This window comes from Modestobacter sp. KNN46-3, from assembly GCF_011039295.1.
Map to the genome: position 1 here is coordinate 1 of NZ_JAAKGN010000145.1, position 12,411 is coordinate 12,411.

Consider the following 12,411-nt stretch of genomic DNA (forward strand, 5'->3'; position numbering starts at 1 on the left):
TGGTCACACCACGCCGAGCCCACTCACCAGACGTTCCCGCGGGAACGCGGTCAAGACGCACGGCTTGCCAACGTTCCCCCGGGAACGCCATCGAAGGCGCCTACCCCTTGGAATAGGTCATCTAGGCTGCCCGCATGTCGATCATGGACCGGTCCGCCCGCCTGGCGGCCGGCGCGGCCGCCGGGATGCTGCTGCTCGCCCCGCTCACGGCCTGCAGTTCGTACAGCGTCGCCTGCTCGGGCAACGAGTGCACCGCGACGCTCAGCGGCGACGGCGCCGAGGCCACGATCCTGGGCACCGAGCTCTCCTACGGTGGCACCGAGGACGGCCGGGCGACCGTCACCGTCGGCAACACCAGCGTCACCTGCGCCGAGGGCGAGAGCGTCTCCGCCGGGCCGCTGTCGCTGACCTGCACGACGGTGGACTCCGGCTCGGTGGAGCTCAGCGCCTCCCTGGGCTGAGCCGCCTCCCCGGGCTCAGCCGGCGTCGGCGACCTCCACCACCAGCCGGGTGGGGTCGGACAGCGCGGAGACCCGGAACGGGACCTCGGCGCTGGTGCCGATCCAGGCGACCGAGGTGCCCTCGAAGGTGGCGTCGTAGACCACGCCCTGCACGGTGTCGGTGCCGGAGACCGACACCGGTCCCCGGGCGACCTCCTCGGCGCCGGTCTCGTACGGGTAGCTCGTGCCCTGCAGCGTCACCTGGAGGTATGCCGACCCCGGGACGTCGACGGCGTCCCCGGACCCCTGGGACGACGGCGCGTCGACGTACTCGACCCGCCACCCGGGCGTGCCGCTGCCGGCGAGCTCGAACACCACCCGCTCGTACCCCTCGTGCTGGGCGGCACGGACCTCGGTCACCGTGAGCCCCTCCGGGTCGACCGGCTCGGCAGTGTCGGCCGAGGTGTCCGCGGGGAACTCCGGCGCCGGGCTCTCCGCCTCCACCGTGGTCGCGGTCGCGGTCGGCTCGGTGGTCCCCCTGGCCTCCGGTGCCGCGCTGGACGACGCATCACCAGTCGACGCGGTGCTGTCGGTGCCGGGCTGGGCGGCACAACCGGCCACCAGCAGGAGGGCGACGGCGAGCCCGGCGGAGCGGGTCACCCGAGTGGAACGACGGATCGGCACGGGGTGGATGCTGACACGGCGGACGCTGCCGGTACGGACGCCACGCGCGCCGGTGGCCCCCCGGTGCGAGTACCCACCCTGGGCCATGTATGGTTCTCACTGCCTCCAGCGACCACGAGCCCCCATCGTCTAGCGGTCCAGGACGCCGCCCTTTCAAGGCGGTAGCACGGGTTCGAACCCCGTTGGGGGCACGCACCATGCAGCACAGCAGTTCATGCACCACAGCAAGGCCCTGTAGCGCAGTTGGTTAGCGCGCCGCCCTGTCACGGCGGAGGTCGCGGGTTCGAGTCCCGTCAGGGTCGCCACCCGGTGTCCAGTACACCGGGAGGGGCAGGTAGCTCAGTTGGTACGAGCGCTCGCCTGAAAAGTGAGAGGTCGGCGGTTCGACCCCGCCCCTGCCCACCTCACCTCATCCCCGTCTGCCCGGCCGCGCTCCTCGCCGCTGGGCAGACGTCCAGCGAGTTCCTGCCCTGCGCACAGGGAGCTCTCAGGTCCAGGACGCACAGTCACACCATGACGACCACCTCCCCCGCGTCCAGCTCCCGCGCCCAGCTCACCCGGCCGGACGGCAGCGCCCTGCGGGTGCTGGTCGTCGACGACGAGCCCTCGATCTGTGAACTGCTGTCCCTGGCGCTGCGCTACGAGGGCTGGGACGTCCGCACCGCCCCCGACGGCACCGCCGCGGTCCGCGACGCCCGCGAGTTCCGCCCGGACGCCGTCGTCCTGGACGTCATGCTCCCGGACATGGACGGCCTGGAGGTGCTGCGCCGGCTGCGCGCGGACACCCCGCTGGTCCCGGTGGTCTTCCTGACCGCCAAGGACGCCCTGGAGGACCGGATCGCCGGGCTCACCGCCGGCGGGGACGACTACGTCACCAAGCCCTTCAGCCTGGAGGAGGTCGCCGCCCGGCTGCGCGGCCTGCTGCGCCGCACCAGCCGGGTCGTGGCCGACGACGGCCTGCTGGTCGTCGGCGACCTGACCCTGGACGAGGAGAGCCACGAGGTGACCCGGGCCGGGGAGGACGTCCGGCTGACCGCCACCGAGTTCGAGCTGCTCCGCTACCTGATGCGCAACCCCAAGCGGGTGCTGTCCAAGGCGCAGATCCTCGACCGGGTCTGGCAGTACGACTTCGGCGGCCAGGGCAACATCGTCGAGCTCTACATCTCCTACCTGCGGCGCAAGATCGACGCGGGCCGCCCGCCGATGATCCACACCCTCCGGGGCGCCGGGTACGTGATCAAGCCCGCCGCATGACGTCTGCCCCCTCCCGGTGACCGCCGGTCTCCCCCGGTCCCGCCGCTCGCTGCGCACCCGGCTGCTCGTCGCCTTCGTCGTCCCGCTGGTGCTGGTGCTCACCCTGGTCGGCGTCGTCTCGGTGACCGCGCTGCGCTCGGAGCTGGGCGGCCAGGTCGACACCCGGTTGGCGGCGGTCGCCGAACGCTCGCGGGACTACGCCGCCGACCCCGACGACGGCCCGCGCGGGCCCGGGCCCGGGCCCGACGACCTCGGCGGACCCGGCGGCCTGGGCGCCCGGGGTCAGGGCGAGGACACCCTCGGCGCCACGATCATCGACGGGGCGGTCGCCGACTCCGGGGTGCTGGGCGGGCGCGGCCAGACGGTGCAGTTGACTGCCGCCCAGGAGGGGGTGCTGGCCGAGCTGCCCACCGACGGCGAGCCGGTGACCCGGGACCTCGGCGGTGCCCTCGGCGAGTACCGGCTGGTGGCCATCACCGCCGCGAACGGCGAGGTGCTGGTGAACGGCCTGCCGTTGAGCGGCGCCTCCGACGCCGTCCGCAACCTGATCGCCGTCGAGCTGCTGGCGGGGCTGGCCGCCCTGCTCGCCGCTGCGGGCACCGCCGTGCTGGTCATCCGTCGCACCCTGGCGCCGCTGGACCGGGTGGCGGCGACGGCGACCCGCGTCTCCGAGCTGCCGCTGGCCAGCGGCGAGGTGCAGCTGGCCGAGCGGGTGGTGCCCGGGGACACCGACCCGGGCACCGAGGTCGGTCAGGTCGGGGCGGCGCTGAACCGGATGCTCGACCACGTCGAGGGCTCGCTCGCCGCTCGCCAGGAGTCCGAGACCCGGGTGCGGCAGTTCGTCGCCGACGCCAGCCACGAGCTGCGCACCCCGCTGGCCTCCATCCGCGGCTACGCCGAGCTGGTCCGGCGGCAGCACAGCGAGGTCGCCGGGGACGTCGGCCACGCGATGAACCGGGTGGAGTCCGAGGCGCTGCGCATGTCGGCCCTTGTCGAGGAACTGCTGCTGCTGGCCCGGCTCGACGCCGGCCGGGAGCTCGCCTCCGAGGAGGTCGACCTCACCGCCCTGGCCGTCGACGCGGTCAGCGACGCCCACGTCGCCGGCCCGGGCCACCACTGGCAGCTCGACCTCCCCGACACCCCGGTCGTGGTGCGTGGCGACGCCGCCCGACTGCACCAGGTGCTGGTCAACCTGCTGGGCAACGCCCGCAGCCACACGCCCGAGGGGACGACCGTCACCACCTCATTGCGGACCGAGGGGGACAAGGCGGTCCTGCAGGTCCTCGACGACGGACCGGGGGTGCCCGCCGGGCTCCAGGGGCACGTCTTCGAGCGGTTCGCCCGCGGTGACGCCTCCCGGTCCCGCTCGGCCGGGAGCACCGGGCTGGGGCTGGCGATCGTGCACGCCGTCGTCACCGCGCACGGCGGCAGCGTGGAGCTGGCCAGCACCCCGGGGCGCACCGCGTTCACCGTGCGGTTGCCGCACGCCACCCAGGCCGGCTGACCCGCCGCCTCAGCGCACCGGGACGTCGGCGGCGACCTGCTCGTACACCTGGGCGTGCACCCGCTGCACGGCGACGCGCTGCTCGGCCCGCCAGGCACGGTCCACCCGGGCCGGCGCCGGCCGGGTGAGCGCCGCGACCACGGCCGAGTTGAGCGACGCGGCGTCCAGGCCCTGGCGCGGGTCGTTGCCGTACACGACGACGTCGGACCACTGCTGGGCGTGCTGGCCACCGCCGGGCACGACGACGCGGGTGCCGGCGTCGCGGCACAGCTCCACCCAGCCCGAGTGGGTGCCCGTACGGCGGGGCAGCACCGACACGTGCAGCTCCTGCAGGTGGCGGACCCAGGCGGCCGGGTCGTCGGGCCAGCTGCGCACCAGTTCCAGCTCACCGGCGTCGGCGAGCGCCAGCAGCCCCGGCAGCCCCGCGACGAGGTCGACGTCGGGGTGCACGTCGACCCGCAGCCGGCCGCCGCCGGAGACCGCACCGGACAGCGCGGCCCGGACCAGCTCCTCGGCCTCGGGCACGTCGGCGCCCAGCCGCCCCAGGTGCAGCCCGACCAGCCGGGTCTCCCGCCCGACGTCCGGGGTCGGGCCGGCCAGGGAGGGGTGGGCGACGACGATCGCCGTCCGGCCGTAGCGGTCGGCGATCTCGTCGGCGGCGCCGCGGGTCAGGGTGAGCACGACCTCGGCGGTGCCCAGCAGCGCCCGCAGGTGCGCGCGGTGCCGGGCGCGGGCGGACTCGGGGTGGGTGCCGGTGTCGGCTCCCTCGAGGGCGTCCAGGTGGTGCACGGTGACGACCAGCGGCACGCCGGTGCGCCGGACCGCCGCCGTCCAGGCCTCCATCTCGGCCACGGTCAGGTGGTCGTACCCGCCGTGCAGGTGCAGGACGTCGACCTCGCCGGCGTGCGCGGTGAGGTGACGGACGTCCAACCACGGGCTGGGCGAGCCGGCCGGTCCCACGCGGACGATGGTCTCGGGCAGCACGGCGTCCAGGTACGCACCGGCGTACGGCACGGTCGCCACCCGCAGCGGGCGGGCCGTCTCCTCGGGCACTGTGGTCACGCGGTCGTAGCCTCCTGCGGTCGGGCACTCCGACGCGGCAGGTGCGGTGCTCCTCGACGGGTGGGGGTCTGTCAGCGGATCGTCCCTACCCGGTGTATCTGCCGCCGAACCGAGAGGCAAGACGTCGCTCCTCCGTCCGGGTGACCGGCGGCCACCCGACCCGTTTCCCCGTTCCGGTGGCGGTGCGTGCGGTCGCCCCGTCCGGTCGGTTAGCGTTCCCGGTCGGCCGCTCCCCGGGCCGCCGTGGGACACCGAGAGGCCGGAGGACGAGTGGGCGGAGACGGCGAGGAGCGCCCCGGTCCCCCCGCGTCCGACCCGGCCGCCGCCGAGCCGCCGGTGACCGGACGCCGCCGTCCCCGGCCGGTCGGGACGATCCTCAGCGCTGCCCTGCTCGTCGTGCTGCTGGGCGGCGCCGGCCTGTTCGCGCTGCTGCGCGAGGACCCGTTCACCTACGGCGGCCGCTACGTCACCGACCCCGGCGCGGTCCTCGCCGAGGCCGACCGCGTCTTCACCGACCACGTGGCGGCCCGGCAGGGGGTCCAGAGCGCACAGAGCCGCTGCTGGTTCCAGCTGGCCGACGCTGCCGGCTCCGAGGTGCGCCCGGACCTGCTCTGCGGCCCGGCGCTGTTCGTCGACGGACAGGACGACGCCAGCTGGCTCCGGTTCCCGCTGACCGGCACCCCGGCCGGGGGCGACGTGCGGCTGTCGGTGGCCGCGCTGCCCGCCGACCCCGCCCCGGAGCCGCTGACCGATCGCGAGCTGCTCCGGCGGCCCGACGGCGGCGAGCCCCCGCGGGGCACCGGCGGTCTGACCGCGCCGGCCGTGCCCCAGGCGGCGCCCGGCCACACCGCGATGGGGCCCTTCCCCGACGTCACCTACCGCGAGCCGGCGGGCCCGGCCCGGCTCTCCGGCCCGGCCGCGGCGGTCACCGTCACCGGCCTGGCGCAGCCCGACCGGGTGGGCACCGGGGACGCCGCCCTGCGGCCGGCCGACGGTGAGCAGTTCCTCGCCGTGCGGTACGTGGTCGAGCAGGGCGAGGGCCGCTCCCCCACCCCGCCCACGATCACCTACCAGGTCGGCGACCGGCAGCCGGTCCCCGTACCCCCGGCGCTGACCGGCCCCGGAACCACGGTGGAGGCGCTGCTGTCGGTGCCCACCGACACCGCCGTCGCCGACCTGGTGGTCACCGACGCCGGGGTCGAGCAGCGACTGTCCCTGCTCACCGGCGCACCCGGCCCGGACAACCTGCAGGTGCTGGCCCGCACCTCCCGGGAGGCCGACGTGGACACCTCCCGGCAGCTGCCGGCGACGCTGAGCGCACCCGGCCGGGTCTCGGCGTCCCTGCCGGTCACGATCGCGGTGCGCGGCGGCCGGCTCGAGTGGTTCGTCCGGGACGAGCGACCGGCCGGCCCGAGCCGCGCGCTGCTGCTGCTCGACGTCACCATGGCGCTGCCGGACTCCGCGCCCGGTGCGGTGCCACCGGGGCTGCTGTCGCTGCGCCTGCCGGACGGGACGACGCTCCGGGCGCAGGACCTGGACGACTCCCCGACGCGGGTGATCACCGCCTTCGACGTGCCCGCCGACCTCACCGAGGGGACCGTCGTCGTCGCGGGCTCCGCGACCTTCCCCGACGGCGCCACCGTCGACCTCGGCGACGGCCGCGCGACCGTGCCGGTCACCGTCCCCGCCGGCTGACCGCCCCGGGCCCGAGCGGCCCCCGCCCCGGAGCGGCCCCAGGCCAGGAGCGGCCCCAGCCCCGGAGCGGCCTCAGCCCTGGGCGCGGAGCTCTGCCAGGATCGGCTTGGCGACGGCCAGGGCGTGGTTGGCCGCCGGCACCCCGGCGTAGACCGCGGTGTGCAGGCACACCTCGGCGATCTCCTCGTCGGTCAGCCCGTTGTGCACCGCGGCCTTGACGTGCAGCGCGAACTCGTCCCAGTGCCGCAGCGCCGCGGTGATGGCCAGGGTCAGCATGCTGCGCTCGCGGCGCTCCAGACCGGGCCGCTGCCACAGGTCGCCCCAGGCGACGCGGGTGATGAAGTCCTGGAAGTCGGCGGTGAACGGGGTCACCGCGGCGACCGCCCGGTCGACGTGGGCATCGCCGAGCACCTCCCGGCGCACCCGCATCCCCGCGGCGCGGCGCTGCTCGTCGGTCTCCAGCGGTCCCGTCGGTCCGGTCACGGCGTGCCTCCGATGGCGTGTGCGATGAGGGCCCGGCTGACCTGCTCGGGCTGTTCCAGGTTGGCCAGGTGCGCGGCCGGGCTGAGGGTGAGCAACTGGGCGCCGGGGACGCCGTCGGCGATCAGCTGCTGGTGCTCCGGCGGCACCGCCTGGTCCTCGGCTCCGGAGACCACCAGCGTCGGCGCGGTGATCCGGTGCAGGTCGGGGCGCTGGTCCATCCCCGCGATCGCGGCGCAGCAGCCGGCGTAACCCTCGTCGTCGGCGGCCGTGATCATCGCCCGCAGCCGGGCGACCAGGTCGGGGTGGGCGGCGGCGTACGGCGGGGTGAGCCACCGGCTGACCACCGGCTCGGCGATCGCCCCGGTGCCCTCGGCGCGCACGGTGCGCGCCCGGTCCGCCCAGCTGTCCGGGTTGCCGGTGTGCGCCGAGCTGCACAGCACCGCCAGGGTCAGCACCCGCTGCGGGTCACGCACCGCCAGCCGCAGGCCGGTCATCCCGCCGATGGAGACGCCGGCGACGTGCGCCCGGTCCACCCCGAGCCGGTCCAGCAGCGCGACGACGTCGTCGGCGAGGTCGTCGATCGTGGCCTCGCCGGGCACCGACGGCGAGCGGCCGTGCCCGCGGGTGTCGTACCGGACCACCCGGAAGTGCTCGGTCAGCGCCGGCACCTGCGGGTTCCACATGGACAGGTCCGAGCCCAGGGAGTTGGACAGCAGCAGCACCGGCGCACCGGCCGGGCCCTCGACGACGGAGTGCACCTCGACGGCGGTCATGCCGGTCCTCCTTCTCCTGCGGTGACGACGGATGCGGTGGGGTCGGACTGGAGCGCGATGGTGTGGGCGGCGAGGGCGGCGTCCACCTGGGCGCCGGCCTCACCGACGTCCGGGCTGCCGTCGGCGACCAGCGCGGCGCCGTCGACGTCGGTGCGCTCGGCCACGAGGTCGGCCAGCGGGCGACCGGCCGCGGCCGCCTCCCGGACCGCGGCGGCCGCGGCGTCGTGCGCGGGGCCCGCGCCCAGGGCCGGGGCGAGCGCCTCGGCCAGCGCACCGGCCAGCTGGGGGTCGCCGGCCGCGGCCACCGTCCGCGCCATCCGCTCCGGGTCCAGCTGCAGCGAGGCCAGGCACTCGGCCAGCCAGGACGCCGCCGAGCCGACCGTGCCGAGCAGGTCGGTGAGCGTCGGCCACTCCGCGTGCCAGGTGCCCGCGCCGCGCTCGTGCTCCTGCTCCATCGCGGCGAGGAGGGTGGCGACCAGCCCGGGGGCGCGGCGGGCGCAGGCCCGGGCGGAGACCGCGGCCACCGGGTTGTTCTTGTGCGGCATCGCCGAGGAGCCGCCGCGGCCCTCGGCCACCTCGGCCGCCTCGGCGACCTCGGTCTGGGCCAGCAGGACGACGTCCAGGGCGATCGTGGCCACCACCCCGGCCGCCGCACCGAGCACGCCGGCGACGTCGGCGATCGGCAGCCGCACGGTGAACCAGGGCACCTCGGTGGCGACCAGCCCGAGCTCGGTGGCCAGCTCCCGGCGCAGGTCCACCCCGGAGCCGGAGCTGGCGGCCAGCGTGCCCACCGCCCCGCCGTACTGCACCGGCAGCGCCGCCGTCACCGCGGCGATCCGGGCGCGCACGCCGTCCAGCCCGGCGAGCCAGGTGGCGACCTTGAGGCCGGCGGTGATCGGCAGCGCCTGCTGCAGCAGGGTGCGGCCCATCAGCACGTCGTCCCGGTGCGCCCCGGCAAGACGTGCGCAGGCCTCGGCGGCCGCGGCGAGGTCGGCATCGATCAGCTGCAGGCCGCGGCGGGCCAGCAGCACCGCCGCGGTGTCCACGACGTCCTGACTGGTGGCGCCGACGTGCACGGCGCGGGCGGCGTGCGGGCCGACGGCGTCCTGCAGCGCCCGGACCAGCGGGGGCACCGGGTTGCCGGCGTCCCCGGCCCGGGCGTACACCGCCGCGAGGTCCAGGGCGGCCGGGTCGGCGCACACCCGGCTCACCTCGTCCGCGGCCGTGCCGGCCACCAGGCCGACCCGGGCGGCGGCGCGGGCCAGCGCGCCCTCCACCTCCAGCAGGGCCACCAGCCAGGCGTCCCCGGAGGTGCCGGCGGAGACCGGGCCACGGGCGAAGGTCGCGTCGAGGATCACGCGCCCATCCTGGCGGGTGCCCCCGCGTGGCCGGCGCTCACACCGCGAAGAAGACGGTCTCGTCCATGCCCTTGGCCGTGCAGCCCTGCAGGTGGATGTCGAGCGCGTAGCCGTCCGCGCTGGGCTGGGCGATCAGCGTGGCGCGGGAGGCGTCGTCCGGCAGGCTGCGCAGCACGGCGTCCTCGGCGTTGGCGGCGGCCTCGTCGGCGAAGTAGATCCGGGTGACGAGCCGGTCGAGCAGGCCACGGGCGAAGACCGAGACGTCGACGTGCGGCGCCTGCAGCCCGCCCTCGCCGTCGGGCACCCGGCCGGGCTTGAGCGTGCGGACGGCGTACTCACCGCCGGGGACCGTGTGCGACCGCCCCAGCCCGCGGAAGCCGGGGGTGGTGACGGCACCGCGCGGGTCGTCGGGGTGGGCGAAGCGGCCGTCCGGGTCGGCCTGCCAGGTCTCGATCATGCCGTCGGGCACCAGGTCGCCGTTGCCGTCGAAGACCCGGCCGCGCAGCCAGATGGCGCCCGGGGTGCCCTCGGCGACGACGTCCGGGCCGTCGGCCCAGGTCAGCCCGATCGCCAGGTACGGCCCGACGGTGGAGCTCGGGGTGGTGCCCAGCCGGAAGGGCTCGGTCAGGAAGCCGGTGCCGCGTCGCGGCGTCCCCTGCCGGCGGTCGTTGGTCTCGTCGGCGGCCAGCACCAGGGGGGACAGTCGGTCGGCGCTCACGCGACATCTCCGTCGTCATCGGTCTCGAAGGGGGTCTGCTCGCGACCGCGCAGCACGATGTCCCACTGGAACGCCAGCGCCCAGTTGGGCTGGCTGCGCTCCAGGTCGAACCGGCTGACCGCCCGGTGCCGCGCCGTCGTCGGCATGGAGTTGAAGATCGGGTCCTGCCCGAACAGCGGGTCGTCCGGGAAGTACATCTGGGTGACCAGCCGCTGGGTGAACGCCTGGCCGAAGAGGCTGAAGTGGATGTGCGCCGGCCGCCAGGCGTTGTGGTGGTTGCCCCACGGGTAGGCACCGGGCTTGATGGTGGTGAACTCGTAGCGCCCCAGGTCGTCGGTCACCACCCGGCCGAGCCCGTCGAAGTGCGGGTCCAGCGGGGCCGGCCAGTTGTCGACCACGTGCCGGTAGCGGCCCGCGGCGTTGGCCTGCCAGATCTCCACCAGTGCGTGCGGCACCGGGCGGCCGTCGCTGTCGAGCACCCGGCCGTAGACGATGATCCGCTGGCCCTGGGCCTCGCCGCCCTGGCGCAGCGTCAGGTCGGCGTCGGCGGCGGTGACCATGTCCTCGCCCAGCACCGGGCCGGTGACCTCGGTCAGCCGGTGCGGCAGGTCGACCGGCGTGCGCAGCGGCGCACGGACCCCCGTGCTCTTGTAACCGGCGTAGGCGACCGGGGTGCGCCGGTCGGCGGGCTCCCGGAGGTAGCGGGGCAGCACGAGGGCGCTGTCCGACGCCGGTCGCGGCTCGCGAGATGTGGTCCCGGTCATGCCGGGACCGTACGACCCGGCACTACGCTGCCCAAGCAACGTCTTCCGCTGAGCAGAAAGAAGGACGCCATGGCCGGTGGTGCTGCCGCGACCGGCCGGTCGGTGACCTCCCGTGCGCTCGGCGTCCTGGACGCCTTCGACGCCGCCCACCCCCGGCTCAGCCTCTCCGAGGTCGCCGAGCGGTCGGGCACCCCGCTGACCACGACCCACCGGCTGCTCGCCGAACTGGCCGCCTGGGGCGCCCTGGTCCGCCGCAGCGACGGCCGGTACGAGATCGGCCGCAAGCTCTGGGACCTCGGGCTGCTCGCCCCGGTCGACCTGGAGCTGCGCCAGGTCGCCTCGCCGTTCCTGCTCGACGTGCACACCGCCACCCGCGACACGGTGCACCTCGCGGTGCGCGAGGGCACCAAGGCGCTCTACGTCGAGCGGATCTCCGGCCGGGAGTCGGTGCCCGTGGTCAGCCAGGTCGGCAGCCGGCTGCCGCTGCACGCCACCGGGGTGGGGAAGGTGCTGCTGGCCTCCGCACCGGACGACGTCCTGGAGCAGGTGCTCCGGCAGCCGACCCGGGAGACCCGGCACACCGTCGTCGACGCCGGGCTGCTGAGCCGGGAGCTGGCCGAGGTACGCCGCCGCGGCTGGGCCCGCACCGCGGAGGAGATGAGCCTGGGCGCGGCGTCGGTCGCCGTCCCGGTGACCGTGGAGCGGCTGGCCGGGCCGATGGTGGTCGCCGCGCTGGGCATCGTCGTCCCGGCCCACCGTCGCGACGTCGCCCGGCTGGCCCCGGTGCTGCAGGTGGCCGCCCGCGGCATCGGCCGGGCCCTGGCGCGCACCGAGCAGTTCCGCTGATCCTTCCGCCCAGCGGGAGGGGGAGGTCGCCCGAGGTCGGCGGCCGGGGTCACACTCGGGCGATGCGCACCCAGGTGGGGATCATCGGAGCCGGCCCGGCGGGGCTGCTGCTGTCCCGGCTCCTGCAGCTGCAGGGCATCGACACCGTCGTCCTGGAGAACCGGTCCCGCGACTACGTCGAGGCCCGGATCCGGGCCGGGATCCTGGAGCAGCACACCGTCTCCACGCTGATCGACGCCGGCATGGGCGACCGGCTGCTGCGCGAGGGTCTGCCGCACGACGGCATCTTCCTGCAGTACCCCGGCACCCGGCACCACCTGGACTTCCCCGAGTTGTGCGGCCGCAAGGTGTGGGTCTACGGCCAGACCGAGGTGACCAAGGACCTCATCGCCGCCCAGCTCGACGACGGCCCGCCGCTGCTGTTCGAGGTCTCCGACGTCACCCCCGAGGACGTCGACACCGACAGCCCCCGCATCCGGTTCACCGACGCCGACGGCGTGCCCCAGGTGCTCGAGTGCGACGTCATCGCCGGCACCGACGGCTTCCACGGCGTCTCCCGCCCGGTGGTCACCGCCGGCACCTCCGGCCGACTGTGGGAGCGCACCTACCCCTACGCCTGGCTGGGCATCCTGGCCGACGTCGCCCCGTCGGAGGACGAGCTCGTCTACGCCTGGCACCCCGACGGCTTCGCGCTGCTGTCGATGCGCTCGCCGTCGGTGTCGCGGCTCTACCTGCAGGTCGACCCGGACGAGAAGATCGAGGACTGGTCCGACGACCGGATCTGGGACAACCTGTCCACCCGGTTCGCCCTCGACGGCTGGGAGCTGGAG

At 75.6% G+C, this 12,411-nt stretch carries 13 protein-coding genes and 3 tRNA genes; 9 read left to right on the forward strand and 7 right to left on the reverse strand.

Features of this window, described 5'->3' with window-relative positions:
* The first annotated feature begins 134 nt into the window (after positions 1 to 134).
* Positions 135 to 461: a hypothetical protein gene (locus G5C62_RS21615; RefSeq protein ID WP_164702633.1), complete on the forward strand. Its 327-nt coding sequence runs from the start codon at positions 135 to 137 to the stop codon at positions 459 to 461.
* 15 nt (positions 462 to 476) lie between these two features.
* On the opposite strand, the gene G5C62_RS21620 is transcribed toward G5C62_RS21615, so the two are convergent.
* Positions 477 to 1,124, reverse strand: a complete 648-nt coding sequence (locus G5C62_RS21620; protein ID WP_164702634.1) for a hypothetical protein — start codon at positions 1,122 to 1,124, stop codon at positions 477 to 479.
* A 118-nt stretch (positions 1,125 to 1,242) separates the two neighbouring features.
* On the opposite strand from G5C62_RS21620, the gene G5C62_RS21625 reads away from it, so the two are divergent.
* The 5 genes from G5C62_RS21625 (at position 1,243) to G5C62_RS21645 (ending at position 3,882) form a co-directional block, all read left to right on the forward strand.
* Positions 1,243 to 1,315: transfer RNA gene (locus G5C62_RS21625), tRNA-Glu, on the forward strand.
* 37 nt (positions 1,316 to 1,352) lie between these two features.
* Positions 1,353 to 1,429: transfer RNA gene (locus G5C62_RS21630), tRNA-Asp, on the forward strand.
* Positions 1,430 to 1,452: 23 nt separating this feature from the next.
* Positions 1,453 to 1,526: transfer RNA gene (locus tag G5C62_RS21635), tRNA-Phe, on the forward strand.
* A 111-nt stretch (positions 1,527 to 1,637) separates the two neighbouring features.
* On the forward strand, positions 1,638 to 2,378 hold the full coding sequence (locus tag G5C62_RS21640) for a response regulator transcription factor (protein WP_164702635.1): 741 nt from the start codon (positions 1,638 to 1,640) through the stop codon (positions 2,376 to 2,378).
* A gap of 16 nt (positions 2,379 to 2,394) precedes the next feature.
* The gene (locus G5C62_RS21645) at positions 2,395 to 3,882 is read left to right on the forward strand and encodes a cell wall metabolism sensor histidine kinase WalK (RefSeq protein ID WP_164702636.1); all 1,488 of its coding nucleotides are present in this window, start codon (positions 2,395 to 2,397) and stop codon (positions 3,880 to 3,882) included.
* A 9-nt stretch (positions 3,883 to 3,891) separates the two neighbouring features.
* Here G5C62_RS21645 and G5C62_RS21650 read toward each other — a convergent pair whose 3' ends face one another.
* A complete protein-coding gene (locus G5C62_RS21650) occupies positions 3,892 to 4,944 on the reverse strand; it encodes a glycosyltransferase (RefSeq protein WP_164702637.1) in 1,053 nt (350 codons plus the stop codon).
* 336 nt (positions 4,945 to 5,280) lie between these two features.
* Here G5C62_RS21650 and G5C62_RS21655 point away from each other — a divergent pair, with 336 nt between their 5' ends.
* Positions 5,281 to 6,639, forward strand: a complete 1,359-nt coding sequence (locus G5C62_RS21655) for a hypothetical protein (RefSeq protein ID WP_164702638.1) — start codon at positions 5,281 to 5,283, stop codon at positions 6,637 to 6,639.
* A gap of 72 nt (positions 6,640 to 6,711) precedes the next feature.
* On the opposite strand, the gene pcaC is transcribed toward G5C62_RS21655, so the two are convergent.
* Genes pcaC through pcaH form a run of 5 tightly spaced genes read right to left on the reverse strand, consistent with a single transcriptional unit; the run spans position 6,712 to position 10,735 of the window.
* Positions 6,712 to 7,122 carry a 4-carboxymuconolactone decarboxylase gene (gene pcaC / locus G5C62_RS21660; RefSeq protein ID WP_164702639.1) on the reverse strand — a complete coding sequence of 137 codons (411 nt, stop codon included), beginning with the start codon at positions 7,120 to 7,122 and terminating at the stop codon, positions 6,712 to 6,714.
* Positions 7,119 to 7,895: a 3-oxoadipate enol-lactonase gene (pcaD, locus tag G5C62_RS21665; protein WP_164702640.1), complete on the reverse strand. Its 777-nt coding sequence runs from the start codon at positions 7,893 to 7,895 to the stop codon at positions 7,119 to 7,121. The genes pcaC and pcaD overlap by 4 nt, the downstream gene beginning before the upstream one ends.
* The gene (locus G5C62_RS21670; protein ID WP_164702641.1) at positions 7,892 to 9,253 is read right to left on the reverse strand and encodes a lyase family protein; all 1,362 of its coding nucleotides are present in this window, start codon (positions 9,251 to 9,253) and stop codon (positions 7,892 to 7,894) included. Before G5C62_RS21670 ends, pcaD begins: the two co-directional genes overlap by 4 nt.
* A 37-nt stretch (positions 9,254 to 9,290) precedes the next feature.
* Complete coding sequence (gene pcaG, locus G5C62_RS21675) at positions 9,291 to 9,971, reverse strand: protocatechuate 3,4-dioxygenase subunit alpha (RefSeq protein WP_164702642.1); 681 nt, start codon at positions 9,969 to 9,971, stop codon at positions 9,291 to 9,293.
* The gene (gene pcaH / locus G5C62_RS21680; RefSeq protein ID WP_164702643.1) at positions 9,968 to 10,735 is read right to left on the reverse strand and encodes a protocatechuate 3,4-dioxygenase subunit beta; all 768 of its coding nucleotides are present in this window, start codon (positions 10,733 to 10,735) and stop codon (positions 9,968 to 9,970) included. Before pcaH ends, pcaG begins: the two co-directional genes overlap by 4 nt.
* A gap of 69 nt (positions 10,736 to 10,804) precedes the next feature.
* Between pcaH and G5C62_RS21685 the strand changes: the two genes are divergently transcribed.
* Both G5C62_RS21685 and G5C62_RS21690 read left to right on the forward strand, forming a co-directional pair.
* Positions 10,805 to 11,581 (forward strand): IclR family transcriptional regulator, encoded by a 777-nt coding sequence (locus tag G5C62_RS21685; protein ID WP_164702644.1) that lies wholly within the window; start codon positions 10,805 to 10,807, stop codon positions 11,579 to 11,581.
* A 62-nt stretch (positions 11,582 to 11,643) separates the two neighbouring features.
* The coding region (locus tag G5C62_RS21690; protein ID WP_164702645.1) for a 4-hydroxybenzoate 3-monooxygenase at positions 11,644 to 12,411 on the forward strand (768 nt) is incomplete at its 3' end.

Bases quoted from the DNA above. Each gene is read 5' to 3' on its own strand.
- G5C62_RS21615 (WP_164702633.1), top strand. From the start codon at position 135: ATGTCGATCATGGACCGGTCCGCCCGCCTGGCGGCCGGCGCGGCCGCC.
- G5C62_RS21640 (WP_164702635.1), top strand. From the start codon at position 1,638: ATGACGACCACCTCCCCCGCGTCCAGCTCCCGCGCCCAGCTCACCCGG.
- pcaD (WP_164702640.1), bottom strand. From the start codon at position 7,895: ATGACCGCCGTCGAGGTGCACTCCGTCGTCGAGGGCCCGGCCGGTGCG.
- pcaH (WP_164702643.1), bottom strand. From the start codon at position 10,735: ATGACCGGGACCACATCTCGCGAGCCGCGACCGGCGTCGGACAGCGCC.
- G5C62_RS21685 (WP_164702644.1), top strand. From the start codon at position 10,805: ATGGCCGGTGGTGCTGCCGCGACCGGCCGGTCGGTGACCTCCCGTGCG.